Origin of the sequence: Hippea sp. KM1, from assembly GCF_000526195.1 — a bacterium.
Taxonomy (GTDB): Bacteria; Campylobacterota_A; Desulfurellia; order Desulfurellales; family Hippeaceae; genus Hippea.
The window spans coordinates 607,364-624,844 of the sequence record NZ_JAFP01000001.1 but is presented as its reverse complement, the minus strand read 5'-3'; the positions used below and the strand labels follow the sequence as shown (position 1 = coordinate 624,844).

Sequence of the window (17,481 nt, the reverse complement as noted above, 5' to 3'; positions counted from 1 at the left end):
ACCCCTCATACAATAGTTAAGCCGCAAGGCCCATAAATAATAAAAAGGGGATTGAATTTCTTCAACCCCCTTTTTTGCTATCTTAAGTTAAGGCGTCTGGCTCTATTTAGAGGTGTTGTCCTCTTCAACCTCGGCTTCCACAACCTCTTCCTCATCCTTGCTTGAGCCTGCCTGCGCCTGCCCCTTTTGATTAGCTGAGGATTCCTGAGCCTTCTTATAGGCCTCCTCAGCCAATTTGTGGGATTTTCTGGCCAGCTCCTCCATGGCCTTTTCTATCTCTTCCTTGGAGTCGCCCTCCATAGCCTTCTTGAGGTTTTCTATAGCCTCCTCAATCTGCTTCTTCTCCTCCTCGCTTACCTTATCGCCGAAGTCTTTGAGACTCTTCTCAGTGGAGTATATCAGGGAGTCTGCCTTGTTTTTTGTTTCGATAAGCTCCCTTCTTCTTCTATCCTCCTCTGCGTGAGCCTCAGCCTCTTTTACCATCTTCTCGATCTCTTCCTCTGTCAGACCGCTTGAGGCTGTAATCCTGATGGCCTGCTCCTTGCCTGTGGCCTTGTCCTTGGCCGTAACATTCAAGATACCGTTTGCGTCTATATCGAATGTAACCTCTATCTGAGGCACACCCCTTGGGGCTGGCGGAATACCTACAAGCTCAAACTTACCCAGGGTCTTGTTGTCTTTAGCAAGCTCCCTTTCACCCTGCAAGACATGTATCGTAACGGCCGTCTGGTTATCCTCAGCCGTTGTGAATATCTGACTCTTCCTTGTCGGGATGGTGGTGTTTCTCGGTATTATCTTCGTCATTACACCGCCCAATGTCTCTATACCCAAAGACAGCGGCGTTACATCGAGCAATAGCACATCCTTAACATCACCCTTCAAAACGCCACCCTGGATAGCAGCACCCAAGGCAACGGCCTCATCGGGGTTGATGTCCTTTCTCGGCTCCTTGCCGAAGAACTCCTTAACAACCTCTCTGATCTTTGGCATCCTCGTCATACCACCGACCAAGATAACATGGTCGATGTCGCTTGGCTGCAACCCTGCATCCTTCAAAGCCAACCTGCACGGCTCAAGCGTCCTTTCTATCAAAGGCATGACAAGCTGTTCGAACTTAGCCCTGGTTATCTTCATAACAAGATGCTTAGGACCGCTTGAATCGGCCGTAATAAATGGCAGGTTGATCTCTGTCTCCAAAGCGCTTGATAGCTCTATCTTGGCCTTCTCACAGGCCTCTTTAAGCCTCTGTAAGGCCATTGGGTCTTTCCTTAGGTCTATACCGTTTTCCTTTTGGAACTCATCGGCCACATAGTCGATTAAGGCCTTATCAAAGTCATCACCGCCTAAGTATGTATCACCGTTGGTGGATTTAACCTCGAATACACCGTCGCCTATCTCCAATATCGATATATCGAATGTACCACCGCCCAAATCGTAAACGGCAATCTTTCCCTCTTTCTCCCTGTCCAAGCCAAACGCCAGGGATGAAGCCGTAGGCTCATTGATTATCCTTAAGACATTCAAACCCGCTATCCTTCCTGCATCCTTTGTGGCCTTCCTCTGGGAGTCATCGAAGTATGCAGGCACTGTTATCACAACATCGGTGATCTTCTCACCCAAATATGCCTCAGCGTCGCTCTTTAGCTTTTGCAGGATCTTCGCAGAAATCTCCTGAGGCGTATACTCCTTGCCGTCGATTTTTATGCGGCAGTCTCCGTTTGGCCCCTCCACAACCTCATAGGGCAGTCTGCTTATGGCCTCCTGAGCCTCCTTGGATGTAAACCTCCTACCTATAAGCCTCTTTACAGAGAAGATAGTCCTTTTCGGATTGGTGATGGCCTGTCTCTTTGCTGCATGACCCACGAGGATCTCGCCTTTATCGGTAAACGCTACAACGCTTGGCGTTGTATTTGTGCCCTCAGCATTGGGTATTACCCTCGGCTTTCCTCCCTCTATGATAGCCATGCAGGAGTTTGTTGTTCCTAAATCAATTCCTAAAACCTTTCCCATCGTTTATTCCTCCTTCTCATTGTTATTTTGATTGTTATCTTGATCATCGTTTGAGCCTGCGCTAACTATGACCTTTGCAGGCCTGATGAGCTTATCCTTATAAATATACCCCTTCTGAACCGTCTGGATAACCGTATCCTTGGGCAGCTCATTAGACGGTTGCATCATCAAGGCATCATGGAGATTGGGGTTGAAGCTCTCCTTGTCGGGATTAATCTCCTCAACCCCGTGTTTTTTAAGCATATCCTTAAACGATTTAATCGAAAGCTCAATCCCTTCGATGATGGCATCCTTATGCTGATAGGCCATCTCAATGGCCTTCTCCAGGTTATCAAGTATCGTTAAAAAATCGTTTATGATGCTCCTTTTTGCCGACTCCTTCGCATCCTCTATCTCTTTCAAAACCCTCTTTCTGTAATTGTCAAACTCAGCATAAAGCCTTAAGTATTCATCCTTGAGCTTGTTGTACTCCTCTTGATAATCCTTCTGCTCTTCCTCGTTTTGATGCTGTTGTTGCTGGTTCTTACTTGTATCCTTAACCTCTTCATCCTTGTTCTTTTTATCCATCTCTATCCTCCGATATTCAAAATGTCGTTTATTTTCTTCTTTGCAGACTCTATGATGTTGATCATCTCGGCATAATCCATGTTGATAGGACCAACAACGCCCACCACACCAAGCTTCTTATCCTCATACTTATAGGGTGATGATACAAAACCCAGCTCACTCAAACCCTCAAGGGGCAACTCATCACCTATCAAGATAAACCTATCACTCTCCATTGCGCTCCTGATCAGCTCAAGGAGCGTCTTTTTATCCTCAAGCGTTTTTATCAACTTCTTTAGCTTATCCAAATCCCTCTGAAAATCGGGGTATTTAAATATGTTCTCAATCCCATCGACCATAACCTTTGGCCTTTTGGCCTCCCTATTTAAGTTGTAAATCAACGCCTCGCACTGCTGTTTTTTATCGATCAAATACCCTTTTAGTTCTTCTTCTATCTCCTCCAGCGAATAGCCGCTGTATTTGTGGCTAACAAACTCCGAAAACTCCTTCAGCTCCTTCTCTGTCGGTGTATGAGACATGCTTACAACCTTTGTCTCCATGATGTTGTTCTCAGACACAATCACGCACAGCACCTTACCCTCGCCTATTTTGATAAACTGCAGGTTCTTTATCCTTGTCTTGGAAAAATCCGGCATAGTTAGAAGACCCACCACCTCACTTAATGAGGACATGGTATCTAAGATCCTGTTCATCTTCTCATCCAGCCCGCCTATAGTATCGTTAAGCGGGATTCTCTCAAACTCGCTCTTTAGTTTCGGGCTAAAGTTTTCCATAATCATGTCTATATAAAACTTTATGCCCTTCGGCGTGGGTATCTTACCGCCCGATGTGTGCGTATGGGTCAGATAACCCATCTCCTCCAAATCCAGCATAACATTCCTCATTGTGGCGGGCGAAAACTCCAAGTTGTATCTCTTTGTCAGAACCCTTGAGCCTGCCGGTTGTTTATGTTTTATGTAATTGTCCACTATTATACTCAACACTAGAACCTTTCTCTCGTCCAATCTGTTCATTAGCACTCACCTCAACTGTCTGCTAACAAAATAACCAAAAAATGATTTTTGTCAAGTTATAGAAACAGAAAATTTTTAAACAAGCCCATAGCCAACCAATCATGCCAATTCTTAAAAGTTTTATTATTGAAAAAATTTAAAGCTTTACATTTTTGAGCCAGTCAGTTAATATTAAAAATAGGGGATTTTGTAAAAATAAGGGTTTTATTGTGAATAACATAATATAAACCTGATTAATATAATTAAAGACAATGGAAGGAAGAAAGATTATAGTCCTATTCGATGACCCCCTGAAGGGGTTTACAACCATAAAAAAACTACAGGATAGCGGTTTTCAAACCAAGAGCTTTAAACTCAGCACGCTGATTGTGGAAAAGATCGATAAACAGACACAGGCTGTAATCCTATCCTTCAAAAAGCCCATAACAGGCCTTATAAAGGTCATAGACAAACTCAAACACCACACAAAAAGGGCTATATTCATCGCCATAACCCCCAAGGAGAACTTCTCCTTATGGGAAAAAAGCGGAGTGGATTACATAGCAGAGACACCGTCAAAGGCCATAGAGATAATAAACACACAGAAAAAGCCCACACTCCATATACCCATACACTCCAAACATACAACCGAGGAGATACTAAAACAATACAAAAAACCCATAAAGATACTGCTGTTTTACTTCGACAACTTTGACGACGAACTCATAGAGAAAATGACAGAGACCATAAAGGGCATATACAACAACCTAAAAAGGGCCGACGGTTTTATAATCATAGAAGGCACAGGTTTTATAGTGATACCATACAACCAAAATGAATCAAAGGGTATAGAGATATTAATGAAAAAGATAGAATCAACGATACAGCAGGCAGGCTTTTTACAGCATCTGACCATATCGAACATAGTAAATTACAATCCGCAATCAGATTCATTAGAGGGGATACTATCGAAAAAGAAAAAGGATATAGAGATAGCCATAAATATCGAGACCAAAACGACACCCATTGAGGAGCTTTTGAAGCTGCCTTTCATAGTTAATTCTGCAATAGAGGTCTTAGATGGTCAAACACTGGCTAAGTTGTATTACGATAAGGAATTCAGAAGGATCATAAATCCGTTTATAGACATAAAGTCTGCCAGGCTCATAGCTCAATTAAAGGGCAAGGTTGATGAGAAGGACATAAAAGAAGCAAAGGATAGATTCACAGAAGTATTGAAAGAGGCGGGCAAATACTTTGATGAAAACAGGCGGGGCGACTTTTTTAAAACCCTAAACTCCAATATACAGCTATTCAGCCTTCCTGAGGTGCAATCCAACATAATCATGTTGATAAATGAGGAGGCGCCGTTTAAAAAGATAATAAACGAGATACAGAAGGATGCCGCCATAACAACAAAGATACTGAAATTTGCCAACTCGGCGTTCTTTGGTCTAAAAAGGGAGGTAAAAAGCATAGAAAAGGCAGCAATAATGCTCGGGACAGAAGAGATACTCGGCATATCGTTAAGCATCTCATACTTAAACTTCTTCAACTCAACCCATACAAAGAAACTCTACAAATACTCAATAGCATGCCTTGCTATATCGAAGTTCATAGAGGAGGAGGCAGAAATCAATACAGGGGCAACACTGGCAAGCGTAATACACTCCATCGGGGATATGTTCTATGCACAGTACCATCCAGAGGAGTACAAAAAACTCATAGACTATGTGAACGAGAACAACATGCCGTATGAGTTTGCCGAGTTGAGGTTTTTGCCCGCAGCCAGCGTAAATGTCGGCTATGAGTTGGCCGTTTTGTGGAACCTACCAAAAAGGATCACAAAAACCATCAAATACCACCTCTATCCGGCCGTGGTATCAAGGATAGACTCAGCCTTACACCTCATACACGCATCCAGCATAATAGCCAAGGCTATGGGGTATTTTTACGGTAGCTATTCCATAGACAACCTCAACTATCACACATACAACCTGTTCCTGAATAGATTTAAACTAAACCTATTGACCCTCTTTGAAAAACAGGGCAAAATAATAAAGCAAAAAATCGACGAAATGCTGTATGTGCTATCATGAGCAACATAAACAAGCTCATAAATGACCTAAGCAGGGATTTACAGAACATAACCGAAGAGATACTCCTATTTAGCGATACACTAACAAAACCGATAAACCTAACAGACTCAAGCAAGACCCAGCTCCTTTTATCCTTAATAAAACCCATTGTCAAGATGGGTGTTGACTGCCTCTATCTAACCAAAGAAAACGGTGAGGTGATATTCAGCTTTCCCCAAAAGGGCTATTATGTAATACCCTTGAAGGAACTCTTAGAAAAAGGCGAAATGTTCTCCGATAATGCTATCGCCAGAAGGATATTCAAAAACGATAGCCTTACCCACTTTATAGTAAAACACCTGAACTGCTGTGAGGATTACTATCTAATAGCCATGCTCAACAAGAAGGAGAAGCCCTATAGGGTCAAGCTCCTACATACGGCAATATCCGTTTTAGATGAGAAGATAAAGCTGGCCAGACTGACGGGTGCATCCACCATGTTTACAAAGCTCAGATTAACCATTGAGATACTCTATAAGTTTGACAAAGAGACATATATGCACTCATACAGGGTAAGGAAATACGCAAAAGAGTTAGCAAGGATTACAAACCTATCCGAAGATGAAATCAGGATGGCAGAGATAGCTGGACTGTTGCACGATTTTGGAAAGCTATTCATGCCGCCACAACTCCTAAAAAAGACCGATAAACTAACGGAGAGCGAATTTGATACGATCAAGCTTCATACAGTTAGAGGATACGAAGCTCTAAAATCCTTCGGCATAGAGGATAAAATACTGGATGCCGTCCTTCATCACCATGAAAGAATAGACGGCAGCGGCTATCCCGACGGTATAAAGAAACTAAGTCCCATAACATCGGTTGTTGCAATGGCAGACATACTGGATGCCGTACAGTCTGCAAGGACATACAAAGAAAAAAACACATACAATCACTTAAAAACGGAGATAGAAAGCCTAAAAGGCAAACTGCCACTAAGGGTTATAGATGCGGCGTTGAAACTGATAAACTCAGAAACCTTCTGGGCTATAAAAAAGACCTCCCTCAAAAAGGAAAAAAGCCTAAACTATACGGATTACAGCGGCGATATTTACGAGAGGCTGGTTCAGCTAAAAAGCGAAAACGACGGCCTAAAGAAGGAGATGGAGACATACAAAAGAATCATCAAGACAACGCAGGACAACTATGAGAAACTCGTATTCAAACTAAAGGATCAGGCAAAGGACGAAAAGACAAAGAATTCAACACTGGGTATAGCCTATGGCATACTGAAGGACTCTGAGGGGCTTGAGGGCATTATGCTCATAAAAGACGGTATGATAAGGGAGATAAGAGGCAGCATAGCTATCGAGAAACTCCCAAATAGCCCAACATCAAATCCAGAAAAAGGGGTCTTTTGCATAAACATAAAGGACAAAACGGCCTGCATACTGCTAAAGAACAATCAAGAGAAGCCCCAAAAATCAACAGAGCTCCTCATAAAAAGCCTATTTAAATAGAAATCCCTTGATCCTCTCAAAGGCAAAATCGACACTCAACTCACCATAACAGGCAAAATTTAATCTGCATTTAGAGGGGTTGTTGCACGGTTGGCAGGAAAGCCCCCTATAAACAAGAAGGGTGTTGTTGTTTTCTATAAACCAACCGCTTGTCGGACCGCAGATAACGATTGTTTTGATGCTCTGACTTACGGCAACATGAGAGGCAAATGAGTCATTACCAATCAAAAAGGCGGCGTTTTTAACCAAAGCGGCAAAGCCCTTTATATCAAACGGTTTTTCTATTAAATGGACATTGTTGATTTTGGATGCGCATTCGTATGCTATCTGTCTCTCATCATCTGCTCCATAGACAACAACGGTCTTTAAACCCAACAAGTTTGATATTCTGTCAGATAACAGTCCAAATCTTTCCGGTTTCCACATCTTGGTGGGCTTTCTTGCCGTCGGGGCAACGACAAAATAGCTGGATATATTGTGATTCATGAGGTATTCCTTGACTCTATCCTCAACCGATTCATCAAAAAACAGCCTGGGCATGGCTCTTTTGGGGTTTTCAATACCCAGGGCTTTAAGGATCTCAAGCCTTTCAAAAGCTGTGTAACCCTCAACTGTGCTCTTTATGGGTTTATTGTAATAGATGTTGTCGCCCTCCTTATAAAAAGCAGACCTGATCGGGGCCTTGGAAAACAAGCTTATCCTTTTGGATCTGCCCGTCCTTTGAAGATCCAAAACGGCATCGTAATGCATGCCCCTTACCTTAAGGATGGTCTCAATCTCACCAACAACGCCGTCCTTTATGGTCAATATGTTGTCTATAAAGGGATTGTCCTCGATTATGGGCCTGGCCGCCTTTGAGGTTAGAAAATCAACCCGCCAGGTGTTGTTGAAGGACTTTATGGCCTCCGCTATAGGCGTTGAAAGCAAGACATCGCCCAGCTGCTTAAGCTGAATGATGAGGATTTTCATGGCAGTGGATTATACTTTTAATGCTTGAATTGTAAAGGCATTAATTGTATAAACTAAAATATGATTAACAAAACCTATTTGACTAAATCGGAGAAAGAAACAGCCCAGATAGCAAAACAGATAGTCGATGCCATGATAAAGGGTAAAAAGCGCGTGGTGGTGTTCTTAGAGGGTGAGATGGGCATTGGCAAAACGACCTTTATCAGATTCGCCCTCAAGGCGCTGGGTATAAGCGAAGACGAATTTGAGGGCAGTCCCAGCTTCACACTAATCAATCAATACAAAGGCAATATATACCACATGGATCTGTATAGAATAACGGAAGAGGAGGAGCTCTATCATGCGGGCATTTATGAGTTTTTCTCAAACGAAGGCATCTTCTTTATAGAGTGGCCTGAAAAACTCAACATAAAACCCGATATAACGATTAAATTTAAAGAAACCTTGAACTGGAGAGAGATTGATGTATGTCAATGGTGAAACCGATGTCTATTGTGTAATAGGCAATCCAGTAAAGCACAGCCTATCCCCGATTCTGCACACATTCATGTTTGAGTATTACGGCATAAACGCCGTATATGTGGCCTTCAAAACAGACAATATAGATATAGCCATAGAAGGCATAAAGGCGCTCAATATAAAGGGGGCAAATATAACGGTGCCGTTTAAGAGGGATGCATTTAGATTGGTGGATGAGGTCGATGAGGATGCCCGATTCTTAGAGTCCATAAACACCATAAAGAATGTCAACGGAAGGCTATACGGATACAACACCGACTTTTTAGGCTTCAAAGATATGTTTGAGGAATACACAAAATTCTGCGATGAGAACGACAACATAGTTGTGCTTGGGGCAGGTGGTGTATCTGTTTCTGTGATATACGCCCTCTATAAATTAAACATCAAGAGGGTCTATCTTCTAAACAGAAACCCGATAAAGGGCAGAAAGATTCAAAAGAAATTCAAGGGGATGATGGATATAATAGTAAGCGATTTGAACGATAGGGAGATACTCTCCAGCTCAAACATCATAATCAACTGCACATCCGTCGGTTTAGACAACAATGAGATGCCTATAGACTTAGACCTGGTAGAAGACCCGCTGATAATCGATGTTATTTACTTTGATACACCTTTAGTAAAAACAGCTCGTCAAAGGGGGTTGACAAGCATCAACGGAATGGATATGTTTATTGGACAAGCTTACTATGCATTTAAAATATGGACAGGCATAGAGTTTAGCAAAGAAGCAGCAGAAAATCTATTGGGGGATCTGGAATTATGACCACACTATTGGGGCAGCTTTTATTATGGAACAATGTTATTACCCAGCAACAGTTAGACGAGGCATTAGAAGAACAGAAGAGGACAAAAAAGAAGCTCGGCACGATACTCATAGAGAAAGGTTTTGTCGATGAAAAGACGCTCAATGAATTCCTAAGCAAGCAATACGGGGTGGACAGCATAGACCTAAACTCCATAGAAATTCCCAAGGATGTCATCAAGAAGGTGCCTGCTCAGATCGCAAAGAAATACACACTGATACCGGTGGCCATAGAAAAGAACAAGATAAAGGTTGCCATCTCAGACCCAACAAACATATTTGCCCTGGATGAGGTTAGGTTTGTAAGCGGTTTGAATGTCGTCCCGTTGTTTAGCAACGAAAGATCTATTCTTAGGGCTATAGACAAATATTACGGCACATCGACGGAATTAGAGGAAATAGCAGACGAGATAGCAGAATTCTCAAGCGAGGTAAATGTAATCAAAGAGGAAGAAGGACAAGAGAGCGTAGAGGATTTAGAGAAATCGGCAGAGGACGAACCGATAATAAAACTGGCAAACACCATACTATCTCGAGCCGTTGTAAGTGGAGCAAGCGATATACATATAGAACCGTATGAGAACGACCTAAGGATACGATACAGAATCGACGGCAAGCTCAAAACCATCATGACATTCGCAAGGACAATGGCACCAAAGCTGACATCCCGCATAAAGATAATGTCGAAACTGAATATAGCAGAAAAGAGGCTTCCACAGGATGGAAGGATCAGGATAAAGGTCTCAGGCAAAGACATCGACCTAAGGGTATCGACCCTGCCCACCGTTCACGGCGAAAAGGTCGTTATGAGGATCTTGGACAGGAGTAATGTAAGGGTTGAGTTGGAGAAGTTGGGCTTTGAGGATAGCGACCTAAACAGGTATCTAAAAGCCATAAACAAACCATACGGCATGATACTGGTCACAGGCCCAACGGGAAGCGGAAAATCGACAACGCTTTATGCATCGCTAAACAAGATAAACAACGAGTTTGTGAACATCATGACGGTTGAGGATCCTGTCGAATACAACATAGACGGCATAAACCAGGTTCATGTAAAGGAAGAGATCGGCCTAACATTTGCCGCAGCGTTGAGGTCTTTTCTGCGTCAGGATCCAGACATCATAATGGTTGGAGAAATCAGGGATTCAGAGACAGCAGAGATAGCCATAAGGGCGGCGCTCACAGGGCATCTGGTCTTTTCAACCCTCCATACCAACGACGCCCCATCAACCGTCATGAGGCTGGTGGATATGGGCATAGAGAGATACCTCATCGCATCATCGCTGATACTGGTGCTTGCCCAAAGGCTTGTCAGGAAGATATGCCCGTATTGTAAGAAACAGCTGGATGTGCCGCCTGAGGCGTTAGAGGAGATAGGCTTTTCAAAAGAAGAGGCAAAAACGGTGAAGGTTTACAAGGGCGAGGGGTGTGATTACTGCAACGAAACCGGATACAAAGGCAGGGTTGCCTTATATGAGGTTATGCCTGTATCCGATAAGATAAAAAGGATGATACTGGAAGGGGCAAGTGTTGAACAGATAAGGAAACAGGCCATAGAGGAAGGGATGTCGACCTTAAGGATGAGCGGATTAAAAAAGATAAAAGAGGGCGTAACCACAATAGAGGAAGTCATGAATGTAACATTTAACTAAAGGGGAGTTGATATGGGTAAGAAGGCTCAAGATTTGGTGGAGTTGTTAGAGCAGATGATAAGTATGGAGGCATCAGACCTCCACATTACGGCGGGGGCAAAACCGAAAATCAGGATACACGGGGAGTTGCTGGATATGGACGAATACGACCACCTCTCCCCTGCCGATGCGCAGAACCTCTGTTATAGCGTTATGACGGAGATGCAGAAGAAGACATTGGAAGAGGATTTCGATGTCGACTTTTCCTTTGGAATACCCAAGCTCTCCAGGTTCAGGGCAAATGTCTATATACAGAGGGGGACTGTTGCCGGAGCCTTCAGGATGATTCCATATGAGATTCCCCCGTTTGAGAAGCTGGGCATACCGCCTGTCGTTCAACAATTTGCAACGCTAAAAAAGGGTATAGTCTTGGTCACAGGCCCAACGGGAAGCGGAAAATCGACAACGCTTGCGGCCCTTCTGGATAAGATAAATAGGGAAAGAAGGGTTCACATAATAACCATAGAGGACCCCATAGAGTTTACATACTCCCACAAAATGGCCTTGATAGACCAAAGGGAGGTTGGAAGCGATGTAAAGGGATTTGCCTCAGCCCTAAAGCACATATTGAGGCAGGATCCAGATGTAATACTCATTGGAGAGATGAGGGATTTGGAGACCATTCAGGCGGCTTTAACGGTTGCAGAGACCGGACACTTGGTCTTTGCCACGCTCCATACAAACTCAGCCCCAGAGACCATAAACAGGATAGTCGATGTATTTCCACCTAATCAGCAGGAACAGGTTAGAACACAGTTATCCGTCGCCCTTCAGGGCGTCGTATCTCAGACACTCATAAAGAAAAAGGACGGCAAGGGGCGGGTGCTGGCCATGGAGATAATGATACCCAATTCAGCTATCAGAAACCTCATAAGGGAGAACAAGATACCCCAGATCTATTCATCCATGCAAATGGGGCAGGCAGAAACCGGCATGATAACCATGAACCAATCCATCGTAAACCTATACAGAAAAGGCCTGATAACATACGAGGCTGCCATAGAGGCATCAAACGACAAGAAGGCCATCCAACGGGAGTTGGATAAAATAAGATACGCAAAGGGGTAAGATATGCCTTACTTTAGATGGAAGGGTAAAGACATCAAAGGCAGGATAAAAAGGGGCGAGATTATCGCAAGCTCAAAGAGTGAGGCCATAGCCAAACTGAAGGCCAAAAGGATATCCATAATCACTGTCAAACCAGCACCCAAAGACATAGAATTGCCGTTTCTAAAGACAAAGGTAAAAGAAAGGGAGCTGATGGTGGTAACAAAACAGCTCGCCAGCATGCTCTCAAGTGGATTGCCGTTAGACGAATCACTCAACATCATGGCCGAACAGGCAGAAAGCAAAAAGATGGGCGAGATACTCTATTCCATAAAACAGAAGGTCGAAAGCGGAGCAAGCCTCTCCCAGGCCTTAAGGGATTACAAGGATGTGTTTTCGCCGATGTATGTGCATATGGTCAATGCGGGGGAGCAGACGGGAAATTTAGACGGCGTTCTTAAAAGGCTCTCCGATATGATGGAAAAACACATAGCTCTGAAAAGGAAGGTCAAGGGTGCCCTAATCTATCCAACTATGGTCACGATCGTGGCGGTGGGCGTAATAGCCTTGATTATGACCTTCGTCATACCCACCTTTGCAGAGATGTATTCCTCAAGCGGAATGCAACTGCCTCTGCCCACACAAATTGTCATCAATATCAGTTTATTTATGAAAAAATACTTTCTAAAGATACTCCTTGGATTGATACTATTTGTGATAGCCTTAAGGGTTGGATACAAAAAGAGCTACGGTGTCAGGAAGTTTATGGATAAGCTCCTTCTTAATCTGCCCATATTCGGTAATCTGGCCAGAAAGGGGTCTATAGCCAACTTCACCACCATACTTGCATCCTTAAGCTCAAGCGGTGTGGACATACTCGATGCCCTCCAGATAAGTGCGAAAACGGCCGGAAACCTCATCATGGAGGAAACGCTCACAGAGGTCAGGGATATGGTTAAGAAGGGTGAAAACCTATCCTTCGCCATGGCATCAAGCGGTGAGTTCCCCGATATGGTCATACAGATGGCCTCTGTGGGTGAGGAGACAGGAACACTGGATGAGATGATGCAGAAGATCTCCCAATATTACGAGGAAGAGGTGGACAACGCCGTAAAGAACCTAACATCGATGATAGAGCCTATCTTAATAATCGTTCTTGGTGGCATCATAGGATTCTTGGTTATATCCATGTATCTTCCGATATTCAAGATGGGCTCAACGATCAAATAATCCCCAATTCTATGAGTTTTTCATAAACCAACCTGGCAAATGCAGCGGCGTTTGCACTCGATTCGCCATGTTCTAAGAAGACGACCACTATCACTTTGGGGTTGTCCTTAGGGGCAAAGGATGCAAACCAGGCGTGTGGGTAATACCTCACCGCCTTCTCTATAGGCATCCTCCCCTCTTTAACCCTCTTTTTTATCCTTTTATAAACGGCGCTGGAGACAACCTGGCTGGTGCCTGTCTTTCCGCATATATTTAGACCATCGATTTTGGCCTTGCCGGCTGTTCCGTATGTTCCATTAACAACAAGCCATAAAGCCTTCTTTATATCCTTATAATACCTGCTTTTGAACACATACAGCGGGAAACTCTTTGAACCCTCAACCAGAAAAGGCCTATAACCGATACCCTCGTTTGCTATAACAGAGAATGCAACGGCAACCTGAAGGGGCGTTGCCAAAAAGAACCCCTGCCCTATCGATGTGGATATGGTATCGCCTATATACCAGCCCTTCGAATATCGCTTATACTTCCATGCCCTTGATGGCAAATTGCCCTTCGAACAATACGAAAACAGACCGGGTGATTTACCGAAACCAAATTTAGAAAGGTAGTAATCCATCTTGTCTATACCAAGTTTCATACCCAACTGATAGAAGAATACATCCGATGAACTCTCAATAGCCCTGTATAAGTCAATATACCCAAAACCACCTGCCCGCCAATCCCTGTATGTGTATTTGCCTATCTTTACGGCATACGGGCAAAAAACAACCGTGGTGGGCTTAATAATACCCTCCTGCAGGGCTGCAAGGGCAACGAAGGGCTTGATCAAAGAACCCGGTGGGAATGCCCCCTGGGTGGCCATATCAAACAAATCCAAAAGCCCGCTCTTTTGCAATTCTTTCCACTGCTTCCTTGTTAATCCCTCAACAAAGAAGTTGGGGTTAAATGTGTCGCTATCGACTATGGCCAATATTGCCCCATTGGGCCTTTCGACAACCACAGCCCCTTTTAGGTTGTTCTCCTTTAGCTTGTTGTAAATAAAGGATTGCAATCTGGAGTCTATGGTAAGCGTAATACTTTTACCCTTCCTGGGCGGGGTTGTTGAGATAACCCTTACAACAGCCCCCTTTGATGAGACCTCAACCTCTTTATAGCCCCACTCTCCCCTAAGCTGGGCATCGTATTTCTTCTCTATTCCCTTTCTTCCTATCAAATCGCCAACCTTCAACAGCGGATTTGCCCTTAAATCGGCCAAAGAGACCTCCGATATATAACCGACCACATTGGCGTATGCATAGGCGTTTGACGGATAGACCCTCTTGGGTTCGACCTCTATGTTAACAAATGGCGACACCTCCTGATCAAACAACAACCTGAATACATCCCTCCTGTCCACATTCCTCTTTATGGGGATGCTCTTATAATAGCCCGAATATGCCAGCTTCTGTTTCAAATCATCCTTATCAACCCCCAAAAGCTTAGATACCTTAAGCAAAATATCGTCTGTAAGCTTTTTGCTCTTATACAGATAGACGCTGAAGGAAGGCACATTCTTGGCATAGAATACACCATCTGATGTCTTTATATCGCCCCGTGGAGGGGCAATACCCACAAGCCTTATGGAGTTTCTTTTAGCAAGAGAAGAGAAATAATCGCCCTTTATGATTTGCAGATAGAAAAGCCTCAAGATAAGGACAACAAAGGAGATAACCACAACCAGATAGAGATAGGATAGATTCTTCTTAAGAAGCTCTATCTTACCTAAAAACCTATCACGCCTCGCCATGGATCCTTTTTTCTAATAGCCTCAAAAAAACAAAATCCAAAAAAACAGCCACAACAAGACTCAAAATCGAGGCAAACAGGGAAGCTGCAATTGGAAGCCCCAAATTCAGAAGAAAGGCAACATAAATGCCACCTAAGACAACAAATATGTAAAAGCCTCTAAACTGCATATACTCAACGAGCTTTGCTATAGCATAAGAGGCAAGCGGAAAAACCACGCACAGAACAAAGATATGCCTAAACAGAAGGACATCGCAGATAAAACCAAAAACAAAGCTGCCAAAATGGAATCCCTCCTTATCCTCTAACCTCAAAACAAATGCAAGGCTAAACATAAACAACAGATACGGCAAGACAAAGGGCGTCAGATAGACAAAGTTTATAATCTCGCTGCAAACAATAGCGGCAATCAATATGATAAAAAAACCCAATACGGGCTTTATGTTCACTGTTTCCTTCTGCACAATACAAACACCTGCCAGTCGTTGAAAAAGCTTTTATCTATGTCAACATATGCAACCTTGTAATAACCGTTTACATCCTTGATTTGTGCAACCCTGCCTATGAATAAACCATACGGATAAATACCCAGAGCGCTTGTGGTATATACGCCATCGCCCCTGTTCAGTTTCACATTGGGGTCTAAAAACTCCACCTTCGGGCGGTATTCTGACCCCATAAACAACGCCTTAAATGTGCCGTTTTCTGATTTTATATAGACATCTGCAACAAACGATGGATTAAAGACGGTCTGGGCAACATAGATGTCCTTTTTAACCCTTCTTTTCACAAGACCAACAAGTGCAAGTTTATGGGACAAAACAAAGCAGTTGTTCTCCTCTAAATTCAGGTTCTTTTTGACATAGAGGTATATCTCGTCGTTTTCAAAGTTACCCTTAAAGGAAAACGATGCCTCAATAAGATCGGAATAACCCTTTTTGTCATCTTTCTTTTCAAACCTCTCAAGCTCTTTGTTTATAAGGATGCAGTGGGCAAGCTCCCTTTTTAGCCTCTTGTTCTCCTCCTCAACAGATATCAATACAAGGTATCTATCGAAACCACTCTTAACAAAACCAAGACCCTTCGAAACGGGATAAGAAACGGCCGTCAAAACACCTATAACACCGCTGCGCAACAGTCCACCAACAGGCCTAAAAACCGATACAACAACATTCAGAACAAATGCAATAACGATATAGGCTAAAACCCATCTCATCAATCTATGGCTACTTCACCCAAAAGGTCTATATTGTCCAGTATCATGCCGACACCCTTAACAACGGCAAACAGCGCCTCATCATGCACCTTAACCGCCAAACCGGTCTCCTTATGAATCAACCTATCAAGCCCCCGTATCAATGCGCCTCCGCCTGTTAACATTATCCCATTATCCACTATATCGCTTGCAAGCTCAGGGGGTGTCTTTTCAAGCGCATCCTTAACCGATGCGACTATTACATTTACAGGCTCCCTTAAGGCCTTCCTTATCTCCTCAACGCTCACCTCTATGGATGTCGGAACGCCCGTTATTAGGTCTATACCCTTAACGACGATGGGCTGGTTGTCCTCCTCTTCATCCTCAGAGGGAAACACGCTGCCGTATTCTATCTTTATCGCCTCAGCCGTGCTGTCGCCTATGAGTATGCTGTATTGCTTTTTTATGTAATTGACAATCGCCGTGTCCATCTTATCGCCACCAACCCTAACCGAAACGCTGTGCACTATGCCACCCAAGGAGATAACGGCAACCTCCGTTGTGCCACCGCCAATATCGACAACCATACTGCCCACAGCATCCTGCACCGGCAGGCCAGCACCTATGGCAGCCGCCATCGGCTCCTCAACCAGATAGACCTCCCTGGCTCCAGCATCGATGGCAGACTCCTTAACAGCCTTCTTTTCCACCTGCGTTATACCGTGAGGAACGGCTATGATTATGCGGGGCTTGAATATACTCTTCTTGTTCTTTGACTTCTTGATAAAATACCTCAACATCCTCTCTGTGACCTCGAAATCCGCTATAACCCCATCCTTTAACGGCTTTATGGCCTCTATGTTGCCCGGGGTTCTTCCGACCATCTCCTTGGCCTCTTTGCCTACACTTAAGACCTTTTTAGCGCCTTTTGAATCGGTCTTCACCGCAACAACGCTGGGCTCATTCAAAACAATACCCCGGCCTTTAACATAGACCAGTGTGTTTGCCGTGCCCAGATCGATAGCCAGATCGTTGGAAAAATAGTTAATGAACGACTTAAACATCTC

15 protein-coding genes are annotated in these 17,481 nt (G+C 43.7%); 7 read left to right on the top strand and 8 right to left on the bottom strand.

Annotated elements, in window-relative coordinates:
* Window positions 1-102: 102 nt before the first annotated feature.
* From dnaK to hrcA, 3 genes are read right to left on the bottom strand one after another with little or no spacing between them, the layout of a single operon-like run.
* The gene (gene dnaK, locus D891_RS0103185; protein ID WP_025209586.1) at window positions 103-2,010 is read right to left on the bottom strand and encodes a molecular chaperone DnaK; all 1,908 of its coding nucleotides are present in this window, start codon (window positions 2,008-2,010) and stop codon (window positions 103-105) included.
* Between the two features lie 3 nt (window positions 2,011-2,013).
* Window positions 2,014-2,577, bottom strand: a complete 564-nt coding sequence (locus D891_RS0103180) for a nucleotide exchange factor GrpE (RefSeq protein WP_025209585.1) — start codon at window positions 2,575-2,577, stop codon at window positions 2,014-2,016.
* Window positions 2,578-2,579: 2 nt separating this feature from the next.
* A complete protein-coding gene (hrcA, locus tag D891_RS0103175) occupies window positions 2,580-3,590 on the bottom strand; it encodes a heat-inducible transcriptional repressor HrcA (RefSeq protein ID WP_025209584.1) in 1,011 nt (336 codons plus the stop codon).
* A 251-nt stretch (window positions 3,591-3,841) separates the two neighbouring features.
* Between hrcA and D891_RS0103170 the strand changes: the two genes are divergently transcribed.
* Both D891_RS0103170 and D891_RS09420 read left to right on the top strand, forming a co-directional pair.
* Window positions 3,842-5,668, top strand: a complete 1,827-nt coding sequence (locus tag D891_RS0103170) for an HDOD domain-containing protein (protein WP_025209583.1) — start codon at window positions 3,842-3,844, stop codon at window positions 5,666-5,668.
* The gene (locus D891_RS09420; RefSeq protein WP_025209582.1) at window positions 5,665-7,167 is read left to right on the top strand and encodes an HD-GYP domain-containing protein; all 1,503 of its coding nucleotides are present in this window, start codon (window positions 5,665-5,667) and stop codon (window positions 7,165-7,167) included. The genes D891_RS0103170 and D891_RS09420 overlap by 4 nt, the downstream gene beginning before the upstream one ends.
* Here D891_RS09420 and D891_RS0103160 read toward each other — a convergent pair.
* Window positions 7,156-8,136 (bottom strand): glycosyltransferase family 9 protein, encoded by a 981-nt coding sequence (locus D891_RS0103160; RefSeq protein WP_025209581.1) that lies wholly within the window; start codon window positions 8,134-8,136, stop codon window positions 7,156-7,158. The genes D891_RS09420 and D891_RS0103160 overlap by 12 nt on opposite strands.
* 60 nt (window positions 8,137-8,196) lie before the next feature.
* Between D891_RS0103160 and tsaE the strand changes: the two genes are divergently transcribed.
* From tsaE to D891_RS0103135, 5 genes are read left to right on the top strand one after another with little or no spacing between them, the layout of a single operon-like run.
* Window positions 8,197-8,616, top strand: coding sequence for a tRNA (adenosine(37)-N6)-threonylcarbamoyltransferase complex ATPase subunit type 1 TsaE (tsaE, locus tag D891_RS0103155; RefSeq protein ID WP_025209580.1), 420 nt, complete (start codon window positions 8,197-8,199; stop codon window positions 8,614-8,616).
* Window positions 8,600-9,421 (top strand): shikimate dehydrogenase, encoded by an 822-nt coding sequence (gene aroE / locus D891_RS0103150; RefSeq protein ID WP_025209579.1) that lies wholly within the window; start codon window positions 8,600-8,602, stop codon window positions 9,419-9,421. Before tsaE ends, aroE begins: the two co-directional genes overlap by 17 nt.
* Window positions 9,418-11,115: a type IV-A pilus assembly ATPase PilB gene (gene pilB / locus D891_RS0103145; protein ID WP_029951950.1), complete on the top strand. Its 1,698-nt coding sequence runs from the start codon at window positions 9,418-9,420 to the stop codon at window positions 11,113-11,115. The genes aroE and pilB overlap by 4 nt, the downstream gene beginning before the upstream one ends.
* Before the next feature lie 12 nt (window positions 11,116-11,127).
* Entirely contained in the window at window positions 11,128-12,222 is a 1,095-nt protein-coding gene (locus D891_RS0103140; RefSeq protein ID WP_025209577.1) for a type IV pilus twitching motility protein PilT, read from the top strand.
* Window positions 12,223-12,225: 3 nt separating this feature from the next.
* On the top strand, window positions 12,226-13,431 hold the full coding sequence (locus D891_RS0103135; RefSeq protein ID WP_025209576.1) for a type II secretion system F family protein: 1,206 nt from the start codon (window positions 12,226-12,228) through the stop codon (window positions 13,429-13,431).
* On the opposite strand, the gene mrdA is transcribed toward D891_RS0103135, so the two are convergent.
* From mrdA to D891_RS0103115, 4 genes are read right to left on the bottom strand one after another with little or no spacing between them, the layout of a single operon-like run.
* On the bottom strand, window positions 13,424-15,220 hold the full coding sequence (mrdA, locus tag D891_RS0103130) for a penicillin-binding protein 2 (RefSeq protein WP_025209575.1): 1,797 nt from the start codon (window positions 15,218-15,220) through the stop codon (window positions 13,424-13,426). The two genes, D891_RS0103135 and mrdA, sit on opposite strands and share 8 nt — an antisense overlap.
* Window positions 15,207-15,683 (bottom strand): hypothetical protein, encoded by a 477-nt coding sequence (locus D891_RS0103125; RefSeq protein WP_156919058.1) that lies wholly within the window; start codon window positions 15,681-15,683, stop codon window positions 15,207-15,209. The genes mrdA and D891_RS0103125 overlap by 14 nt, the downstream gene beginning before the upstream one ends.
* Window positions 15,665-16,435 (bottom strand): rod shape-determining protein MreC, encoded by a 771-nt coding sequence (locus D891_RS0103120; protein ID WP_025209573.1) that lies wholly within the window; start codon window positions 16,433-16,435, stop codon window positions 15,665-15,667. The genes D891_RS0103125 and D891_RS0103120 overlap by 19 nt, the downstream gene beginning before the upstream one ends.
* Window positions 16,435-17,478, bottom strand: coding sequence for a rod shape-determining protein (locus D891_RS0103115; protein ID WP_029951949.1), 1,044 nt, complete (start codon window positions 17,476-17,478; stop codon window positions 16,435-16,437). The genes D891_RS0103120 and D891_RS0103115 overlap by 1 nt, the downstream gene beginning before the upstream one ends.
* Window positions 17,479-17,481: the final 3 nt, after the last annotated feature.